This is a genomic window from Clostridium oryzae (assembly GCF_002029235.1).
Classification (GTDB): Bacteria; Bacillota; Clostridia; order Clostridiales; family Clostridiaceae; genus Clostridium_AE; species Clostridium_AE oryzae.
This window is the reverse complement of sequence record NZ_MZGV01000001.1, coordinates 229,001-249,698: the sequence shown is the minus strand read 5'-3', so window position 1 is coordinate 249,698 and position 20,698 is coordinate 229,001. Positions and strand designations below refer to the sequence as shown.

22 protein-coding genes are annotated in these 20,698 nt (G+C 40.8%); all 22 read right to left on the bottom strand.

Features of this window, described 5'->3' with window-relative positions:
• Positions 1-266 precede the first annotated feature (266 nt).
• Positions 267-1,070 carry a lincosamide nucleotidyltransferase Lnu(B) gene (gene lnu(B) / locus CLORY_RS01015; protein ID WP_002294514.1) on the bottom strand — a complete coding sequence of 268 codons (804 nt, stop codon included), beginning with the start codon at positions 1,068-1,070 and terminating at the stop codon, positions 267-269.
• Positions 1,071-1,123: 53 nt separating this feature from the next.
• Positions 1,124-2,608, bottom strand: a complete 1,485-nt coding sequence (lsa(E), locus tag CLORY_RS01010) for an ABC-F type ribosomal protection protein Lsa(E) (RefSeq protein WP_002294513.1) — start codon at positions 2,606-2,608, stop codon at positions 1,124-1,126.
• A gap of 442 nt (positions 2,609-3,050) precedes the next feature.
• Positions 3,051-4,622 carry a recombinase family protein gene (locus CLORY_RS01005; RefSeq protein WP_079421707.1) on the bottom strand — a complete coding sequence of 524 codons (1,572 nt, stop codon included), beginning with the start codon at positions 4,620-4,622 and terminating at the stop codon, positions 3,051-3,053.
• 3 nt (positions 4,623-4,625) lie between these two features.
• The gene (locus CLORY_RS01000) at positions 4,626-5,039 is read right to left on the bottom strand and encodes a recombinase family protein (RefSeq protein ID WP_079421706.1); all 414 of its coding nucleotides are present in this window, start codon (positions 5,037-5,039) and stop codon (positions 4,626-4,628) included.
• Positions 5,040-6,602, bottom strand: coding sequence for a recombinase family protein (locus CLORY_RS00995; protein ID WP_079421705.1), 1,563 nt, complete (start codon positions 6,600-6,602; stop codon positions 5,040-5,042).
• A gap of 61 nt (positions 6,603-6,663) precedes the next feature.
• The gene (locus tag CLORY_RS00990; RefSeq protein ID WP_079421704.1) at positions 6,664-6,903 is read right to left on the bottom strand and encodes an SHOCT domain-containing protein; all 240 of its coding nucleotides are present in this window, start codon (positions 6,901-6,903) and stop codon (positions 6,664-6,666) included.
• Between the two features lie 178 nt (positions 6,904-7,081).
• Positions 7,082-7,783, bottom strand: coding sequence for an N-acetylmuramoyl-L-alanine amidase (locus CLORY_RS00985; protein WP_079421703.1), 702 nt, complete (start codon positions 7,781-7,783; stop codon positions 7,082-7,084).
• A 17-nt stretch (positions 7,784-7,800) separates the two neighbouring features.
• Complete coding sequence (locus tag CLORY_RS00980) at positions 7,801-9,195, bottom strand: hypothetical protein (protein WP_079421702.1); 1,395 nt, start codon at positions 9,193-9,195, stop codon at positions 7,801-7,803.
• A complete protein-coding gene (locus CLORY_RS00975; protein WP_079421701.1) occupies positions 9,192-9,632 on the bottom strand; it encodes a phage holin family protein in 441 nt (146 codons plus the stop codon). The genes CLORY_RS00980 and CLORY_RS00975 overlap by 4 nt, the downstream gene beginning before the upstream one ends.
• A gap of 76 nt (positions 9,633-9,708) precedes the next feature.
• Positions 9,709-12,063, bottom strand: coding sequence for a hypothetical protein (locus CLORY_RS00970; RefSeq protein WP_079421700.1), 2,355 nt, complete (start codon positions 12,061-12,063; stop codon positions 9,709-9,711).
• A gap of 13 nt (positions 12,064-12,076) precedes the next feature.
• Complete coding sequence (locus tag CLORY_RS00965) at positions 12,077-12,580, bottom strand: hypothetical protein (protein WP_079421699.1); 504 nt, start codon at positions 12,578-12,580, stop codon at positions 12,077-12,079.
• 16 nt (positions 12,581-12,596) lie between these two features.
• Positions 12,597-14,534, bottom strand: a complete 1,938-nt coding sequence (locus tag CLORY_RS00960; protein ID WP_079421698.1) for a siphovirus ReqiPepy6 Gp37-like family protein — start codon at positions 14,532-14,534, stop codon at positions 12,597-12,599.
• A 2-nt stretch (positions 14,535-14,536) separates the two neighbouring features.
• Positions 14,537-15,388, bottom strand: coding sequence for a phage tail family protein (locus CLORY_RS00955; RefSeq protein WP_079421697.1), 852 nt, complete (start codon positions 15,386-15,388; stop codon positions 14,537-14,539).
• Between the two features lie 13 nt (positions 15,389-15,401).
• The gene (locus CLORY_RS00950; protein WP_079421696.1) at positions 15,402-17,822 is read right to left on the bottom strand and encodes a phage tail protein; all 2,421 of its coding nucleotides are present in this window, start codon (positions 17,820-17,822) and stop codon (positions 15,402-15,404) included.
• Between the two features lie 14 nt (positions 17,823-17,836).
• Entirely contained in the window at positions 17,837-17,977 is a 141-nt protein-coding gene (locus CLORY_RS23155) for a hypothetical protein (RefSeq protein WP_000525096.1), read from the bottom strand.
• Between the two features lie 47 nt (positions 17,978-18,024).
• Positions 18,025-18,411 (bottom strand): hypothetical protein, encoded by a 387-nt coding sequence (locus CLORY_RS00945; RefSeq protein ID WP_035197482.1) that lies wholly within the window; start codon positions 18,409-18,411, stop codon positions 18,025-18,027.
• Positions 18,412-18,422: 11 nt separating this feature from the next.
• Positions 18,423-19,013 (bottom strand): major tail protein, encoded by a 591-nt coding sequence (locus CLORY_RS00940; protein WP_035197483.1) that lies wholly within the window; start codon positions 19,011-19,013, stop codon positions 18,423-18,425.
• Positions 19,014-19,016: 3 nt separating this feature from the next.
• The gene (locus tag CLORY_RS00935; RefSeq protein WP_079421695.1) at positions 19,017-19,358 is read right to left on the bottom strand and encodes a hypothetical protein; all 342 of its coding nucleotides are present in this window, start codon (positions 19,356-19,358) and stop codon (positions 19,017-19,019) included.
• A complete protein-coding gene (locus tag CLORY_RS00930; protein WP_079421694.1) occupies positions 19,355-19,786 on the bottom strand; it encodes an HK97-gp10 family putative phage morphogenesis protein in 432 nt (143 codons plus the stop codon). The genes CLORY_RS00935 and CLORY_RS00930 overlap by 4 nt, the downstream gene beginning before the upstream one ends.
• 5 nt (positions 19,787-19,791) lie before the next feature.
• Complete coding sequence (locus CLORY_RS00925; RefSeq protein ID WP_079421693.1) at positions 19,792-20,127, bottom strand: head-tail adaptor protein; 336 nt, start codon at positions 20,125-20,127, stop codon at positions 19,792-19,794.
• A 1-nt stretch (position 20,128) separates the two neighbouring features.
• On the bottom strand, positions 20,129-20,449 hold the full coding sequence (locus tag CLORY_RS00920) for a head-tail connector protein (RefSeq protein WP_063442158.1): 321 nt from the start codon (positions 20,447-20,449) through the stop codon (positions 20,129-20,131).
• A 26-nt stretch (positions 20,450-20,475) separates the two neighbouring features.
• Positions 20,476-20,688, bottom strand: coding sequence for a head fiber protein (locus tag CLORY_RS00915; RefSeq protein WP_079421692.1), 213 nt, complete (start codon positions 20,686-20,688; stop codon positions 20,476-20,478).
• Positions 20,689-20,698 lie beyond the last annotated feature (10 nt).

The following is a 20,698-nucleotide window of genomic DNA, read 5'->3' as shown; positions in this document are numbered from 1 at the left end:
AATATATTTCAAGCCTCAAGACACAAGATATTGTGTTTTTGAAATTTACGAATTGCCAGATATGCGTGACATCAATACAACCGTCTCAACATGGCTTGAGAGGATAGAATGAATGTCATTTGATTATGTCCGTTCTCGGAAACATATCTACTGCGTTTTTTACACTATCGGTAGACGGAAACATATCCATAGGCTTCGCTGTTTTTTGAAAAACTGAGGTATGCTGTTAATTTTCAGTACCCAATACTGTAAATAACGTTACTCTCCTATTCACTAATGTAATTCAACAATCTTTCTAAAATGTCATGTGTAACTTTTAAGTTGTATTGTTCAATAAGGTGACTTTGCAAATCCATAACTAATAGCAAAGAATTTTTATAGGCTTCAAATAATTCTACCTTATCTAATCGAGCAGTGGTCTTTGCAAATTTTTTATAATTTTCAAGGCTAATTTCTTTTTCAAGGTTTTTACTCATGTTTAGCCAATTATCAGCATTTTTTTCTGCCATACGTATAAGTTGTAGTGTATTTTTTTGAAGTTGTGATAAGAGTTCTAATGAACGAGCATATTCTCCTCTTTTTAGAACGTTTATTCCCATCAACCATAGATTAGAGAAATTACACAACAAAAAATTAGCATTTTCTTCAGTAAGTCTATTTGGTCTTGCACCACTTATCTCTGATAAATAATTTTCTAATTGCCCTGTTTCATCGTAAATAAGCATAGCCTTCGTATCAGGAATATAACCTGAATCTTTAAACGAGGGGATTATGTTCATATCTTTTTCAGAAAGGAAATGAAATTCCCCACGTATAAGATTATCAAAAATAACTACCTCTGTTCCGTACTCATTTTTATAAAGCATCAAGTACGGAGCTACGTCAAACAACCAGTTGGATGAATCAAAGTTCGAGGTTATACTATCTTTCAAAAATATATAGAACTCTATATCAGAGTATTGGTCACCTTCTCCTTTGGTAAACGATCCATACATCATACAAGCTGTAATTCGTTCATCTGACTCAGTAAGATTCTTAACGTTTGCAATTAATTCTTTTTGTTTTAACATTTCTTCACCCTTTCATGTAAATATCTTTTAGTTATTGTGGCAACTCAAAATCTCTACAAACCTAAATTAATATTTTTCGTACAAATATTATTGCAAAAAGCATCATCATGCTCCACAAACAATAGTGTAGGACAATATTCCAAAATCATTTTTTCAATTTGGATACGTGAAAAAATATCAATATAGTTCAATGGCTCATCCCATATATACAAATGTGCACTTTCACAAAGGCTTTTAGCAATTAGTACTTTCTTTTTCTGACCAGCACTAAAATCCACCATGTTCTTATCAAACTGCTCTCTATTAAAATCCAGTTTACGAAGAATCGTTTTAAATAGAGTTTCATCGATCTTATTATTATAGGCAAATTCAGATAGATTACCTTTTAAATATGAAGTATCTTGCGAAATATAAGAAATTTTTAGTCCACTTGCTAGCATAAAATTTCCGGTAAATTTAATATCATCTCCATTAATCAATTTTAGGATACTAGACTTACCACTCCCATTTTTTCCGATAATGGCAACTCTATCACCAATATTGACTCTGAAATTAAGATTACTGCATACTTCTTTATCTCCATAAGACAATGATAAATCATTCGCTTCTATTAAGCACTCTTTGTGAAATTCAAGTGGTGAAATTTTTAAGTCATCATATTGTTCAATGTTGTGGAGCAGTTCTGATTTTTGTAAAACGGCTTCCTGATGTCTTGACTCAATATTTTTGGCACGTTTCATCGCTTTTGCAGCCTTATGTCCAACATAACCCTTATCCAGTTTTGAACCAGAATTTGTTGTTCCATATTTACTTTTTTCTACTTTATTTGACCAGTTTGAACTACGTTTTGCTGCATAAGACAACCTTCCTATTTCTTTAAGGAGTTTCTTGTTTTCTGCCAGTTCAAAATTATCTTGTAACGTTTTGTTCTCCCACCAAGAAGTAAAATTTCCCTTTTGGATTTCGATATTCGTTTTATTGATAGATAGTATATGGTCAACACATTGATCAAGTAAGCTTCTATCATGAGATACCAAAATAAACCCCTTCTTGCGTTTCAAATAGTTTTGCACTACATTACGTGCATCGATGTCAAGATGGTTTGTAGGTTCATCAATAAGCAGGAAACAACTCGCTGTAAGGAATAAAGCTGCAAGAAGGACCTTTGTTTGCTCACCATTTGACAATGTATTAAACGGACGATATAAAGCATCTTCTTGAACATCAAGCAATGATATTTCACGAAAAATCTCCCAATCCATACATTCCGTACAAATACTCTTCATTACTTCAATTGTATATAGACTCTTATCTTCCACATCATAAGGAAAATACTCAAACTTAACTGTAGAACTTATATTGCCGGAATACGCATATTTGCCAAGCAGTAAATTTAAGAAAGTAGTTTTACCGCGTCCGTTTCTTCCAATAAAACCGAGTTTCCAATCTGTATCTATCTGAAAACTTACATTTTCAAAAATATTGTCATAACTTCCTTCATATGAAAAAGTTAGATTTGAAACATTTATTAAGGACATATATTTCTTCCTCCTTTACATTATAAAAATTTTATAAGCAAAGTCGGTTTTCGGCATTAATTACTCTATAATGTTATCCAACTCTGCAAGGATTTTGTCATGAATGACATAGTATCATTGTCTATCACGTTTATCTTCCTTTCTTTTACAAATATTAAAAGCCGCAAGAAAGTAAATTCTTACGGCTCAAAAACAAATACTATTATTACCTTTTGTTATACATAACATAAGGTTACTGTAATGTATTATTGAGTGTAGAATACTTAACTTTCTTGCAATTTGCATAACAAAACAAACGGTTCTATAGCCGTTTCTTTAAATATCTTATTATGCATCATATAATTAGCAAGAAAAGTTATACATTCTTCCACCTCCAAGTCGTTTTATTATATCATATTATCTTTAAAAATCCAATATAATTCTTCTGTTCTCTTTCTAAAGATTACCCTTCTACATCAATCTCGACTCCTGATTTGAATTCAACGGCGAACTTATCATGAAATACCGTAACTTTTTCTATAAGCCTCCTTACTAACTGCTCATCATATTCCTCTAACTCACAGGATTGTTCATTAAAGAAATCAGTCATTTCAGCGATTCGTTGCCTTTTTCCTTCACGCTCTGCATTTTCAACAAGTGCATTTTGCTTCAATTCTCGAAGGTGGTAGATTTCATCAGCCACATCTTCATAGTCATTCTTGGACTTTGCTTGGACAAGAAGCTGTTGTTGTAATTCTTCCAATTTGCTATCAATGTCATCAGTGGCATTATCATTTTCTTCATTAAATACAGTAGCTATGTTTTTCTGTAGCGCCTGGAGGAAGGGTTCTTTGTTAGCCAAAAGTTCGTTAATAGCCTTAACCACTGCTGTCTGCAATGTTTCCTCATTTATCGTAGGGGCAGTGCATTCAGAGTCCTTCTCCTCCAAACGGCTGACGCATCTCCAAACAATAGACTTGTAGCCTCGGTTATTCCAATGTACCCGTCGGTAAATATCACCGCACTGTCCGCAGTAAACAATACTCGATAAAGCATACTTACTACTGTAAACTCGCTTTTTACCGCCTTTCCCACCGCGAAGATTTGCTCTTCGAACCATCTCTTCTTGAACTTGCATAAAAAGCTCACGTGGAATGATAGGTTCATGGCTGTTTTCTACATAATATTGGGGAACGATGCCGTTATTCTTGACTCGCTTTTTAGAAAGGAAATCAACCGTATATGTTTTTTGTAGAAGGGCATCACCAATGTATTTTTCGTTCTGCAGTATCTTTTTCAATGTTTCTGGTCTCCATTTGGCTTTTCCCGCCGCTGTTAGAATACCGTCTGCTTCTAGTCCTCTTGCTATCTGTAAAAGGCTGGCTCCTTCAAGGTACTCCCTGTAAATCCGTTTAACAACCTCAGCGCCCTCTGGATCAATCACTAGCTGTTTATTTTCATCCTTGGTATATCCAAGGAAACGCTTGTGGTTGACCTGTACTTCACCTTGCTGATATCGATACTGAATACCCAGCTTAACGTTCTGGCTTAAGGATTGGCTTTCTTGTTGGGCAAGGGATGCCATGATGGTCAACAATACTTCACCCTTAGAATCCATAGTGTTGATATTCTCTTTCTCGAAGAATACCGCTATGTTTTTGTCCTTTAACTGACGGATATATTTAAGGCAATCCAAGGTGTTTCTCGCAAATCGGCTGATGGATTTTGTGATGATCATGTCAATATTGCCTGCCATACACTCTTCAATCATGCGGTTGAATTCATCACGCTTTTTTGTATTTGTACCTGTGATGCCGTCATCCGCAAAAATACCTGCCAATTCCCATTCCTTGTTCTTCTTAATATAATTTGTATAATGCTCAATCTGAATGTCATAGCTTGAAGCCTGCTCCTCACTATCCGTTGAAACACGACAGTAGGCAGCCACTCGTATTTTGGGTTTGCTTTCACTATTTTTATTATTTCCGACTCGTTTAATTGCCGGAATCACTGTTACATTCCTACTAACTGCCACTTGTTACACCTCGCTTTCTATCAAACTGTAGGCATATTCTGCCTGCTTGTATGGATCGTCATATTTTTGCGCCAGAGGTTTTGCTTTGAACTTTACAGGGTAATCCCTTTCCGGTTCATCTTTAGGCTCCCATATCCTTCCGAGTTTTTCTGCTCGTTTTCGTTTTTCTACTTTAGCTTTTTCGAAGGTTTCCTTATCAATAATTGGAGGGTAGAATTCATCTCCAAGGTAGTGCTTATTCTGCAACATCTTTCCTGCAGTGGCATGGTAGCAGTCTATCCCAGCTCCTTTAGCAGCTCCCTTCAAAGAAAGTCCTGCCAAGTATCCTGAAAATAATTCTTTTACTTGTTCTGCTGCTATATCATCTACAACAGCCTTTCCATCTTCAATTCTATATCCATAGGGTGTGTGCCCCATCTAATTCACCAACCTTTCCCTCAATGTGATTCCACATTTCAATTCAAATCCAACTTCCTCTCGTGAAAAAACAATAATCTTTTCTACGTAATTTTCAAACAGCTCATCCTCATAGGCTGTAAGCATTTTGGACTTAGTCGCAAACTTAAGCAGACGGTCAACCTCATCTACCTTTGCAAAATTGCCGTTGACTGAATAAGTAAGTTGCTCTTTTTCAGCAAGAAGATTTTCTCTTTCTGCTTCCAGTGAATTCTTTTCTTTATTAAATAGAGCAGGTTCCAAATATCCTTTGGCCATTAAGCCCGTCAGCATCTGGCTTTGCTCCATGTTGTTTTCAATCTTATTTTCCAACTCTTCGATTCTACGAAAACTTGCTGCATTGTTTTGGTTACGTAACCCATTTAAAAGTGGTCTTATTATGAATTTCTGACCGAAAATGAGTTTATTCATCATCGTAACAAATGCAGTCTTTATATCTTCATCTCGAATGAACTGCATAGAACATTCCGTTATATTGCTTATATGCTTACTGCAGCACCAAGCAATATATCTTCTTCCAGATGAATGAATCCGTCTTTTAAAGGTACTGCCGCATTCCGAGCAGATAATTTTGCTAGAAAAAGAATAGCGGTTTTGATATTTTTCATTGCGCTTTTCGATGCCTTTTTCCTTTGCTCTCTGATTGAGAACAACATCCACAGCTTCAAAATCTTCATGGCTGATAATTGCCTCATGATGGTTTTCTATTAGATACATATTTTTCTCACCGTAATTGGTGTGCCTGTTAAAATGGCTGTCAGTATATGTCTTTTGCAAAAGTACATCGCCAGTATATTTTTCATTGGTCAAAATCCCTCTAATCGTAGTAGCTGTCCAACGACCACCTCTTTTTGATGGGATACCCTTTTGATTAAGATCATTTGCAACTTTCTGTGTGCCTTTTCCCGATAATACTTCTGCAAAAATATACTTTACAATTTCAGCCTGCTTAGGGATTACTATCATTTGACCATCCATGTTTTGATACCCATATGGCGGGTAGGAAATTTTAAAGGTTCCGTTTTGAAATCGTCTTTGAATGGCCCACTTCGTATTTTCTGAAATGGAAATTGACTCACTTTCTGCAAGCCCACTTAAAATAGAGAGCATCAATTCACTTTCCATTGAACCCGTATTAATATTTTCCTTCTCAAAATAGATATGAACCCCAAGGTCTATCAGTTTTCGAACCATCTCCAAGCAGTCTGTAGTATTTCTCGCAAATCGGCTGATGGACTTTGTAATGATTAAGTCAATTCTCCCAGTTTCACAGTCTGATAACATTCTAAGCAGGTCAGAGCGGTTTTCCTTTTTCGTGCCACTGATTCCCTCGTCATAATATAAGCCTGCATATTCCCATTCTGGATTCGCCTTTATGTAGGTCTCATAATGGGCCTTTTGTGCTTGCAAGCTGACTAGCTGTTCATTACTATCTGTTGAAACTCGGCAGTAGGCAACCACTCGTGTTTTTGGCTTAATAAAAGAGTTGGCTAGATTCCCTTCTATTTTCGTTATCTTTTTCATCCTCTCACCTCCCTCTTGGTAGGTCACATATTACCTCTGAAACCCTTATATATCAACGTTTTCAGGGCATTATCTCAGCTAAAAAGGGGGAGAATGTTTGTCGATTAAGTGCATCTATCTTGTTGAATTCTACTTCAGTTATTAAGCCTTTTTCGAGCATCTTTCTCAGCAATTTTTCTGCCTGGATATAATCAAACTCACGTTGTAACTGTTCCTGTGATACTCTCTTAAGTGCGGTGGTGCTTTTGTCTATAACCTCATCCGAGATCTTCGTAACTTTTTTATCCTCGTGCTGATTCACTAGGAATCACCTCCTACCTAATAGCCGTGGGAACAGGTCGAAGTTGAGGATTTGTAGAATTTAATTAAATCAAGGCATAAAAAAAGAGCCTGCAAGGAAAGAACCCCCACAGGCTAGATAAATTAATAGTTTAATATTTTATTTAGGAATCTCGATGATTTTTAACTCGCTCCATTTGTTAATCATACTTAATAAATGCATCGGTAAAGCCTGCCTTTTTAGCTTTGGCAAGCTGTGCCTCAGCATTTGCACTGTCAGTATAAGCACCAATCTGCACACGGTAATATTTCTTTTTCACCGTGTCTACTGGTTTATTTTCAGCACTTAATAGTTTCTTCACATCCGCTCGAAAGGTATCCATGCTCTTCCCATGTTTAGGAAACCAGTGCATCACATCCCCATGGTTACTGGCAATGCCTCGTTTATAACCTTCGCTGTGACAGATGATATTTTTTTCACTAAACCCGTAGAGTTTGCAAAGATAAACACAAAGCTCCACAGCTTCCTTATAAACAGCAGAAAAATACGAGGCATCGGTCAAACCGTCCTCGCAAATTTCAAATCCAATATGAGTATTGTTCGCAGCTCCTCCAGCATGCCAACCTCGGTGATTCCAAGGCAATGTTTGATAGGTTGCAATGGAGCCATCTGCTAATTTACCAATAAAGGCATGGACACATACTTGACGGCCTCCAGGTTTGTCTTGATTCCAATGGTTGTTGTATTGATTCTTTCCTAGCAAGCCATCATCCGGTCCAATATATCGCTTGAGCCACGGGTTGTTAGCTCCGGTTGAGTGAACCATGATGCCCTTCGGTAATATTGTTTTTCCTGCTTTGAAACAGGCATTATTTGTAAGTATTAACTTATGCAGATTCATTAAGATCACCTCACTAATCAAGAGTTTGTGTCAGATGCAAGAGCCACAGGGTATAGATGATAGGTAAACTTCAAATCACAAAAAGCACTCGCCGATGTTCCATCACTTCCCATACTGATATACAGTCCATAACCTGAAGGCACCCGACTTTGACGCATTTGAATATGAATATGCATCCCAGCGTTTGAACTATCGGCACCTATAGGTGTGCTACGTGAGATTCTGGTAAAGTTCACTTCATCATTTGAAATATATAGGTCTAGTTCTTTTTCACTCGTATCCGATTGGCGGCAAAGGGTAACTAAATGACAATCATAAGCTGTTGGATAAAGCAATCTACCCTGCCCGCCTATAACCACGCTACCAATGGGCAATAATGTTTGCAAAGGTCCTCGAATACTGTTAATACCGCTCCCACCTGTAGTATTACCGCTTAAGACATATCTCAAATAGCTTGCTCTGGTAAATGCGTTGATAGTAGCTGTTGCGGTAGAGGTGATGGTCAATGGTGTCGTAGCATTTTCCGCTCTTTCCAATAAGAATAGACTCTCACCAGAAGGAATAGTAACTTCACCAATGGAGAAAACTCGGCTCGTCCAATAGGCTGTACTTGCTGGGTTTGGTGATGTTCCTGACCCATATGCAATGTTCTCTACATCTTGAATACCCCTTATGGCTTCGGCAAGTTTCTTAACTGTATTGCGGAGGGTACCTTGGATTAGCACCTGCACATTGTTTGCTGTTGGACTGCCCAAGGATGTAACAAATGTATAGGTTGCCGTGCCAAGTACTACGTTGTTACCGCTATTTATGCCTGTGAATGTTATGGATGCTCTCCGGCTTACCATGTCCGGTGCAGTAGCACTTTCTATCGGGTGCAAATGGTTAAGGATAATTCCAGTCCGAGTGTATAGTGTGTCTCGTATATCCTCGATTAGACCGTGTGTGGTATTTAGCAAATTGTAGTTATTATTTAACAGGCTGTAGATGAGATTTAGTAGACTATTTATTTCATTAACATCTAGTTCAGCTAATGCAGAAAGAACCTGATTAAGCCATTCCTGTGCAGGAGGTTCGGGCGGCTCGGCAATTCCATCTTCAAGGGCATCCTCAACGATGGTTAATATCTGAATGCTTTTTCCAACCACATCTCCGTAAGTAACCCTAATTTCTAGACGACCAACACCAACAGTCGATGTATCCGTTGCGCTGGGCGACCATGTAAGAACTCCGTCAGCATAGCTCGTGATCACTGGATAAGCATTACCATCCGGTCTTTTGTAAATTGCATTTAACGAGGCACTGGGGTATTTTTCTTCCAATAAGCTGGATACATCAAACTCAATATTTCGATAGTGATGTTCACCTCTGCGGCCGATGAACACCGTTACTGCTCTCGTTATGTCAATCATACTTCATCACCTGGCTTACGGGGTTCTTGATCACGTCCATGTAATTGCTGTAGAACTGATTTTAGTTTCTCTGGGATGGGTAGTCCAATATGACCAGCATTCTCTAAAATGGATACTCCTTCATTACTCAGGTAGAAAAAGATTACTGCTGTGCGTAAGGCTCCACTATTGTCTCCAATGCTACCTAAAATTTGTGTATCGATAATATGAGCAATACCTACCATTGCAAAGATAAACACCTTTTTGAAAATTCCCTTAGCACCAATTTCACTGCACAGCTTTTTATTCACAATGGCACAAAGCACTCCCGTTACATAATCAATGACAACAAAGGCAACCAACGCATAAAGAAATCCATCATAACCTCCGAGAAACCATCCAAGAAATCCACCGACAGCGGCAATAGCCAGCTGTATCCAATTCCAAATCTCTTTCATTAATAGACACCTCCATTTCGTGTTTTTCCATATAGAAAAGCGCCCCTGCAAATGACAAGAGCGCTGAATGTTACCTTTACATTATTTGAATTAGATCATGAATTTGTTGCATCACATCCGCTTTTGGTCGTCCTGTACCGATAGGTAGCCATGTGACTGGTGGTATATCGAATGCCTGCGAAGAATCAAAACCATTAACCATTACAACAATCGCATCAATAGCCTTGCGTATTTCAACGATATGAAATGCCCAATTCTTAATAGTGGTCTTTCCTGCAATAATCTCCTCTTTCCAAGTCATAGGGGACAGATTGTAATAGCTACGCACCCTATTTACAGCAGTTCGAAGCGTCTGAATATGTGCTGCCTTTACATGCGTCACATTTGGAGTGATGATTTCAAAAGGTAATGCCAATATCGTAAAAGTACGAACAACTTCTATACTTGCTGATTCGATATCACTGTCAAGACAACGGAAGGTAACCGTATGATTACCTGCAGAAAGCGGTTCAGCTTGGTAAATTGTCTTGACCCCATTACCAAGATAGCCGCTTACAGAAAACCGCTCAGGATTGTCTACGCTGTTTTGCCATGGACCAGAGTCAATCCTTACCTCCACTATTTGTGTTTGTCCATCTGGTTCAATTCCTGTTGTAATCATAAAACGCGGTGTAGCATTATAAGTAAAATTGCCAGACATTGGACAGTCCACTATCGGTGCTACAGGCGGGCTGTTTTTCTTTACCACGTTACTAACAACATAGGCAGACACTGCATCAAGTGCATCTGTGACGCTGATTCGATAACGAGTATATCTACCGGCAACCTGTGAGGCATTTACCTGAAGAGTGCCTGAAGTCGCATTGGAAATAACTGTCGTCAGTGCTTCATAAGCAGACCAATTTAGTCCATCTATCGAAGTAGCCTGTTGAATAACATATTGCTTGATGGAGCTGGTTCCAGGTACCGTTCCACTCCACGAAAGGTTTATTGTATTTACTTCATAGATAGGAGGGTTTGCAGTAAAAGAAGTCGGCGGTATTGGTAGTATGTTTTTACGAACAGTATTACTGGTAATAGTCCAGCCTGAGTAAAAATCCTCTCCAGCTGTACCACGGGTTCTTATTCGGAACCGACGATAATGACCACGTGTAGCAGGTGGACTGACATTTAAAATACTGCTTGTTGCAGAAGTATTGACTATCGCCAATGCCATCCAAGCACCCCAATTGCTATTATCTGGCGAATCACTATATTGTATTTCGTAGGAAGTGATGGGATTACCTGCGCCACCAGATGCCCCACTCCACGAAAGAGTAACGTTTCCTTCAGATAATGTTGCACTTACCGTGCAGGCAGTCGGTGCTGCACAGGCAGTGATGTTGCAATAAATGCTATTACTGATTTTCTCTATTGAGTAAACATCAAATGTGTCAATTGTCCAAATACCAAATTGTGTATATGTTCCTGGGGTCCTCGATACAATTGGATTATAGCTACCACCGCTTGCTGCCAATGTCAACATGGTCAACACATTCCACGCACTCCATGTGCTGTTATCCGTGGATGTGCGACTGGCAATTTGATATCCCTTAATTGGACTGGTACCACTGGACGCTCCGCTCCAAGTAAGTGTGATAGTCTCATTACTATATGCCGCAGGGGAGGCAACAGCAGTCGTTGCTGGCTTAGGCACCGTATTCCTGCGGACACTATTTGTGGATACTTTCCAGCTAGAGTAATAACTAGCCCCTGCTGTACCACGGGTTCGTACACGAAATCTTCGGTAATTACCCCGGGTAGGAGGCGGTGCAACCGATACACTACCACTTGTTGCTGTGGTGGTCAGCGTAGTCAAGGCAGTCCACGCTCCCCATGTGACATTATCGGTGGAATCACTATATTGAATCTCGTAACTAGAAATTGTATTATTGATCCCCCCAGAAGCACCGCTCCAAGAAAGAGTCACATTCCCTTCCGCAAGTGTTGGAGAAACCGTACAAGATGTTGGGGCTCCACAAGCTGTAGTAAGCAATGGAGAACTTAATACCGTATAGCTTGAATTTGTAATTACCCCAGAAGATAATGGCAATCGTCCATCAGATACCACTTTAAATGTGACTGGCTGGGTTGCATTACCTGTAGTAGAAGCACAGGTCACCGAAACATATCTGAGCCTTGGTGTGGTCCCTTCCCAGTTATCTCCGTCCGCCGCTTTAATACGTACCTGTGAAGAAGATCCATTTACAGTCATAGTACAAAGCAATGCATAACCACTACGAATAAAGGAACCTGATGAACCCAACGCAGCGGATATGGTGAAGTTGTATCTCATCTGACTATTATTTAGACGGCTTTTGGTATAAGTAATTGTGTAATGGACGGTCGGGCTAGAACCCGCCTGCAGAGTTATTCCGTTAATATCCGCCACTTACATTCACCTCCTATTCATAAACAGCCGAAACTAGCGAGTTTACCAATCCGCAAAGACTAGTATTTAATCGTGTATCTATAATGTTATTTGCTGAAATTGAGGTAGCAGCCGAAGGTACTAGAACATCAGCAATGCCAAGTTCATAGACATCGCTTGTTCTTGTCAACTCTGGGGCTACGGGTGATACTGTGGGAGTACCCGTGACAATGGCAATCTGAATGTTTCTCGTAATTTGACTTAACCGAACCACAACCCTGTCTATGCGAGGATTGCTTCCGTCTGCTGTAGCAAGAGGTTTATTTAAAAGATTCGTATTTTCATATCGATAACCATTAATCCATGCACTGCCCGATGCTATGCTGACTGCCAACCCAATCCCAGGAGAAACCAGAAGGTTTGTTGGTATGGCATAAAATACACCGTTCGAGACAAGGCTTCCAAAATAGGCAGCAAAGTCCGTTGCATCATAAACTCTATCTCCATCGGATGAGTTGAAAAAACCACTTTTCTCCATTAATTATTCCCTCCTTCTAAGCTGTTTTTGTGTACTCTATAACTACATAGCCTGTATATGCTGTTCTATCATTTCCTGGTTCGACAACAATGTCGGTCATATTCACGAAGAGTCCAATTTGCGATGCGAAGTTGTTATACCGAGCAAGAGGTAGTGGTAAGAAAATATTCCCATTCGTGACAAAACCGGATAAACTGACAACAGTGCTTAGGTTTGCTATACCATGAGGTACATGTTTTGGTGTTGTATCCGTAAGCGAACCGAGATTTATCTCTTTACGATAAATCGTCTTGCCATCTATCCATAACCGCCCTGTGTTTTGTTCTGTAGTTGAGTAGTCGCTAAAGGAGGATACCATTTTGGCAGCTGTAATTGTTCGGCCTGCCATTTTCAAACCGGTGACTGCTCCATTGGCAATCCTTGAAGTAGTGACAGGTTCATTATTGATATTAAGCCAGTTTGCTTGACCAGAAGGATTGTTAAATACGAAAATAGAAATCACATAAAATGTCATGGTATTACGAGAAATAAAGAAACCCATTGCCCTTTGAAAGCCATTCCCCGTGTTATCCCCGTTATGCTTTACTAAAAAGACATGACCGTCGTCATTTGGCTGGTCACTAAACTTATTGCCGCTCCATGAGGTGAAATAAAAGGCATCTCCAGGGTTCATCTGGTGCAACGCATATTGACCAATCGACACAGTACCTCCGCCAACATTAATTTCGAGTGCAGGCAGTTTTCCATACAGATTGTTGATAGTAGATGCAACGTTGTCTCCTTGAATCTCTGAATCTACCTCCGTCAAGTCTCCCAAGGTTTCCTCTACAGTTTCCAGCGTTTCCTCCACAGTTCCTAAAGCCTGTGCAATTTCGGATATGCCAGTTGGTGCCATTATTGCTGTTTTAACTTCACTCAAGTCGGAGCGAATTTTTTGTGCGATTGTCAACTCAGATTTTCCGAACACTACACTAATGCTCTGGCCATCTGCGTCATAAGTTTCTTCGACTTCGGTGATACGTGTCGTCATGGATACACCCCACGCTTTGGAAATAACTTTGACGGTCTGACCAAGATCAAAATCTGTTTTATATGTCAAATTGCCGTGTGGATTGACCGATGTATCAAATGAATAGCGTATGGCTTGCTCACTCAGCTTACTTTGCCCCCGAAAGATCAGTGTATCAATGTAATCAGAGCCAAAGTCTTCCTCTCGCAAATCCTTAGCATCCACAAAAATTTCGTGTCTTGTCTCACCTGAGCCACTTGTAATCGCAACAAAGGTTCGATCTGTACCTTCTCCTTCACCACCAACGAGAGCGGTGTTGGCATAATCTCCAGCACTTATTGTGTAAATCTGTTCCGTAAGGTTTTCAAATTCCTTAGAAAAAACCGCTTGTGATTCCGTTCCTCTATACAATGCCACAGTAAAAACCCCTGTCGCAGGAGTGAATACGGTCTTAATGCCAATATCCGAAGCAACACATAGTCCCGTCACGGCATCCATTAAATTTCGATACGATACCTGTGTGCTAATAGGAACATTTAAGTTTGGAGCAGAAAAGGATAGGTTCGAAATCTTCCTTGCTGTATCAGAAGGATTGATAAGATTGTTGTTTATCAGTTGCTCCACACAGGCAGAAATGTCACCAGACAATTTCTCCGTTTGCCAAACAATGCGGCGGGAGAGAAAAGAAGTTGTAAAACGTCCACTTGCAGTAATAATTTCATGCTCGGTTTGAGAAAGTTCTAGATGTTCGATGATCCCCGCTTCCTCATCATCATTTTTCCAGATGATATTTCCTTCCTTTAATAGTTCTGTATTTTCCGTAGTTGCAATTGCCTTTAACTCAAATGAGCCACACTGAGAATAGCGTCTCGTCCAGCGTAAGTACTCGAAGGACTCCACAATGCCCACAAGCTCTCGGTTTGAATTGTAGATATACAGTTCCATCTTTACACCCCCAGAAACTGCGGACGAAAGTAAATACTAACCTCTAACAGTTCCATATTGACTGAAGCATCGTATCGCAGTGTATTAAGACCTGCCGCGAGTTGAAAGAACACCGAATTGGTATCCAACAGTGAAAAAGCATTTGTAATCGTTGACCCATCAATCTGGACCACACGCTTACCAGCGAAGTGGGTATATACACGAAGTTCATCCCCAGCGCTCATTGTAGTGAGAAGTCGGATATATTCTCCCGTGTCTATGTTTAATAGTTCAGGGTTCGACACAGTACCTAAGGCTCGGAATACAATCTCACATCCACAAGATACATCCCCGATATTTTCCACTGTAATGATTTGGCTAGGTTGACGCATTCCGAACTCCATCCCAGTCATTGGAATTTCCAACTCAAACTCAAATAGCGGTATCCATGATGCCAGTTCCTCTCGTACCTCATCTAATGTCTCAAAGAAAGGGGATGGACAGAGTAGACTGACAAAGAAGTTTGGTATTCGTTGCCGATTAGAAACACTAAAACCTGCCTCCTCCACCACACAGGATATCTGTCGGTCACGGTATTGAAGAGTCCCTAATAGCTTGGGACTGAATATTTGAAGGAAGCGTTGTCTCCTTTTATAAGCTTCATCGGGAGTATCAGCAACAACCGTACCCTCAATCGTTATGTTTCGCATATCTAGTGTGGAGGAAATATAAAAAGCGCCATCTTGGTCTGGCGCCTTGAAAGTGTTGACAGTTTGACGGATGTTGCCAGTACCATCTATCTTTGTAAGAAAGTACGGTCGGCTTTGCTTAAGCGTAATGCTCTCTCCGTCTCTATTGGTGTATGTTAGCTCCATTTCCGTACCTCCTTTACAATTCAAGTGCCAGTTTACGGGATAGATTCTTAAACTCCCGTGCTAGTTCTTTTTCTGATAGAGCTTTAGGTGTCACAACTGAAATATTTTGAGTGATACTTGAACCCCTGGCATTGCCTTGTCCAGATACACCTCTGTAATTAAAATCAAAGGTCGTTGGTACTGCATTTTGCATATCCTTCGAGACTGCTGTCATTGCATCCTCAAAACCTACACCGATACCTTCACCCATGTTGTGACCAATTCCAGCAAACAGAGCAGAGGGGGATTTGATACCAAAGAAGTTCTTAATCTTCGATACCACATTACCGAAAAATCCAGAGATTTTATTCCATAGCCAAGCCCCTGCGTCTGAAATACCCTTCCACAAACCTTTAATCAAATTGCCGCCCACTTGTGCCATTTGACCGATATAGCCAGTAAATGCCCTAACCAGTCCAGAGATAATCTGCGGTACGGCTTTAATGATCTCCACGATTATCCTCGGTAGATTTGCAATCAGTGCCACAAACAGTTGTACACCCGCTAAGATAATCTTATCGATGTTACCAATAATGGCATTCACCAGTGAGCTAACAATCTTGGGAATAGCACCTACAACAGTAGTAATAATCTGTGGCAATGCCCGAATGAGTGATATTAGAAGCCGGATACCTGCATCAATAATCAAAGGAATCGACCCAATAACAGCACTGATGATACTATCGATAATTTGCGGAATTGCTTCCACAACTGCTGTAATAATGGTAGGCAAAGCTGTAACCAGTGAGGTCAATAATTGAATACCCGCTTCAATAATCTGCGGAATAGATTTAATGATAAAATCCACTATTGCTTTGATGATGACAGGTAAGGCAGAAGTAAGCTGAGGTATGGCATCTACCAATCCCTGTGCTAATCCTATAATCAACTGCAAAGCGGCATCTAAAATGAGTGGTAGGTTATCCATCAATCCTTGGACAATCTGCATTACAGCAGAAACCGCGGCAGGGATGAGTTGTGGTAACGCTATTCCGATCCCATCCACAAGTGCTGTTACTAGTTCGATTGCTGCATTTATCAGCAGTGGAAGGTTATCAATTAATGCACCGACAATCGTCATTAGAGCACTTACCGCAGCTGGAATAAGTTCGGGTAAAAGGCTCAAAATTGTTTCCAGTACTTGCGTGAAAATATTTGTAACCAATTCAAGAAGCATTGGAAGCAAGTCTGCAACCGCTGCTAATATTGCGCCCGTCGCTGTTGGTAAGGCGGCTACGATATTTTCCAAGACCGGTACGATATTAGTTACAACTGCCTCGAAAGCCTCCACAAGATTCTCAGTCAGATTCGTCATATCAGCATTGGCATTACCGAGTCCAGCTGTAAATGAACCAAGTGCGGCCTGTAGTAACCCAATAGAACCGGAGATTGTCTCGGTTGATTCTTTTGCAAAGTTACCTGCATACTGCTCTGTGTTCTCAAAGAACATTTGCATTGCTACTTCGGCTTTTTCCGCTTGTGTTGCAGTATTCCAAGTGAAATCCAGACCCTTTGCGAGAGCATAGGCTTCGATGTTTGTAGCGTTCATCGCAACACCTAAGTTATCCATCATATCAAAGTTACCCTTTGCCGCCCCAGTGACTGCCTCCAATGCCGAGGACATATCAATACCCATAACAGATGCCATGTCTGCCGCACGTTGCATGGCCTTTTCAGTTAGCTCAAGACTTCTCTGTTGCTGTATACCAGAACCTTGGAATAACGCGCCCATTTTGTTGGCAGTTGCAAGGTACTCACTTTGGGAAACACCTAGATTTTTATAGGCTTCCTCACCAGTTTTCTGAATCGATGCAGCATATGCTCCAAAAACCGCCTCCGATCCACCTAGGTTTTGTTCTAATTCTCCGAACTGAGTAACTACCTCTTTACCTAACTTAATAGCCGCGGCTCCAGCGGCAACGGCAACCGCACCCATCGCCACACCAATTCCCTTGAGTACACCGCCAAGCTTTTCAAACCTGCCACCAGCATCCTCTGCACTTTTACCTGAATCCTCTAACTCTTCACCGAGATTATCCGCTTCAATTGTAGACTCCTCAAGTTCACGTTCCATAAGGTTCAGTTCTGCCTGAGCCCTATTTAATTGTATCTGCCAGTTTTGGGTACGACGGTCATTTTCACCGAAAGAGGAGGAGGCATTATCAAGGGCAGCCTTAAGGGTAGAAATCTTTTCTTTCTGTGCGTCAATTTCTTTATTTAAAACGGCATTTCGAGCCGTAATCGATTGAATGGATTTATCGTTTTTATCAAATTGACTGGTTACAAGGGCCATTTCACTACCTAGTACCTTAAATGATTGATTGATTTCGGAGAGTGCCTTCTTAAATTCTCGCTCACCCTCGACACCTATTTTTAATCCAAAATTATCCGCCATCCCTTCACCTCCTCCTATATGCCTAGTGGGATAATATCGTCAATGGTCTGAGTTTTCTTTGGCTTTTCAATGCCATGCCACTGCTTATGGCAAGCCCATAAATCAAAAAACAGTCCAATTGGCAGAAGCCAGAATTCCTCTGCCTCCATGCCCATCTGGACTGTTCCATAATAAAGAAGCCGGGTAAAGACCTCAGCGTCCGTTACCCGACTTCCACGTTTTTTGGAGTTTCCTCCTCACTTTCCACATTTCTCTTTGTACCTTTGAACATTGCCTCGGTAATTGCAGTTTTATATGCCGCTAAGTCAAGCGGTGAAGTAAGAAGCTCCACTTCTTCCTCTGTAAGCAATTCTTCTGGTGCGTTCTTATTCTTAAGATTACGAATCAAAATGGACTGGTTTGCAAGCAATGTAATTAGCCAAACAATCTCGTCCAGTGCCATCTCGAAGTTTTCTGATTTCATCAGCTTTTCTCCAAGGTTTTCAAGACCACCGTAACGACCCGCAATGGCCTTTGTTGCACGTGTAGTTAAAACCAGTTCATACTCTTTGTCACCTATGTTGATTGAGGCACTTCTATCCTTATCCATTATTTCTCCTCCTATGGTTCAGGTGTATATACAGGTTCATAGACCTCTGTGAACCAACCTGTTATGGTGGTCGATGAAACACCAGGATCACCTTCTGTAACTTCCGCTTTCCATGGGTGCTTGCCCAATCCATCCAGCTTATTTCTACGCATAACGGTTCCCTCAATGGTGGGTGTAGAAAAGGTAATGGAATCAGCCTTTGTCTGCAAGTTGGTTGCTGGTAGTCCAAACTTAACGCGATACAACCAAAAATAGCGGTATGTTCCATTAGCCCTTTGCGCACGAAACCCAACTGCAACGGGTGTACCCACGTTTTCACTGGCTGAGATTAATACTCCGTTATCATCTGTAGAAGCACCAGTTAAATCCGCTGCGACTGTCGGACCAATGTCGTCTACACCGAGAGTGAGAGTACCACTGTTAAAATCTTTCACAACCTCAGCCGCTCCGTCGTCAGCATACAGAATTGCTTCCACCAGTTCTACCGAGAGTTCAGCAGTGATGGCTTTTGCAAGTACAGAAGGTTGGGCATAAGTTTCCTCACCGTTAGTGTCCTCGGTTATTTTTGAATAGTACAGTCTATCAAGACCGATCGTTGCCATGTGTTATTCCTCCAATCTATAGTTTTTTGCCACATCGATGGCATAATGATGATATCCAGTATCATCCTCGTGACCGATATATCTTCGTTCGGTCACAGTAAAATCTGCATTTATTAAAGCCGTTGTGAGCTGTCTTTTCCGCTCTAGGTAGTTATTTTTTGAGAACAGTGATATCCTCGCTTCCTGCACATCAAAGCCTGGACGGTTATCCGCATGAACTTCAAAAATATCCGAAAGAGGGAGAATCACGACATACTCATCTGGTGCCAAACCTGAAAAAACCCCAGTTTCCACGGGGAGCAATATAGTGGAAACAAGGGTATTCAATTCCTCTAAAATATTCATATCTTCTCGATCTCCTCCTCCAGCTTGGCGACCATTGCGTTGATGCAAGGTTTCCTAGATGAATTCCTCGCAGGCTTTAGGAAGGGTTTTGCAGGCTGACCATGTTTGCCATATTCAATGATGCTGGCAAGTTTAGCATTGCTCTCACCATCAGATCGCGGCTCAGCAAAGCCAACTTTTACATTGAAGTTACCATTTCTATCCTGCTTTGCACTCGAGAGTCCTAATGAAGATAGCAACTCGCCAGTGCTTTTGGATGGATATTTCGTGCCCTTGCCTACCACCTTACTTAGATTTCCCTTGACTTTATCCAGCACCACTTCACCGCCAACTTCCAAAACCTTAGGAAGAATCACATCGGTCTGGTCAGCTAATCGGGATACCTTTAAAAGGAATTCTTCTGGCATCTTTATATTCGCTTTTGCCATATCCATCACCTCACAGTTGGTTCTAGCTTTTCGGCTAAAACCTCGACATACATCCCTCGGTTTCTTACATCCTCAACACTTAAAATTTGATATCTGCCATCATCGCAGACGATAACCATTTCATTCGTCACCTTAAGTCCGAAGATTTTTCTAAACCTGAATAGGGAAGTTGCAGATGAAAATGATGCCATATTCGTCCATCGCTCACTGCCATGCCGATCTTCCTTGTAAGCAAGTACACTTGCGAGTATGTTGTCATCTTTTGTGGCGAAGCCTTCCTTATCCTTTGTGGGTATCGTGTAAATGATATCGATAAAGGTGTTCATCTTCCCAAAGCTCACACTAAACACCCCACTCTCGATCAAGTCGTAAAAGCAAGTTCACTGTATTCCATACTTGTTGTCCCGCCTGTACGCTATCAGCAAAGAAACCTGCCGTCGAGCCATCTCTACTTTCATAGAAATGACTCGACAACATGATCACTGCTTGTTCTGTTGTTGGAGGCATAGCATGTGTTTCATAATGGTTTTCAGGAACGTGCTGATAGCTCTGTGCATAGGAGACTGCCGCAGTGATAAATCCAATAAGGAGGGCATCATCCTGATCATGTGCTAAAATTAAGTTCGCTTTAACTTTAGGCAAGAGATTATCTGCCACTGCCATACCACCAACCTCCTTTACATTCCACCTTAGTCAGTCTCCATAAGCCCCGCTGCCTTTAATTTGGCAAGCAGGGAATTGAAGTCCGCAACTAAACCAGCAACATCGGTGGCTATGCTGTCTGCCTGGTTTTCTGCTATAGGAAGCCCCGTAACCGAGGCCCCCTCTTTAATTTCTAAAACACCGCCGATGACAGTTTTTTCTCCGCCTTGTTCGGTATAGTTCTTCGTGTTATAACTCATAAAGCACCTC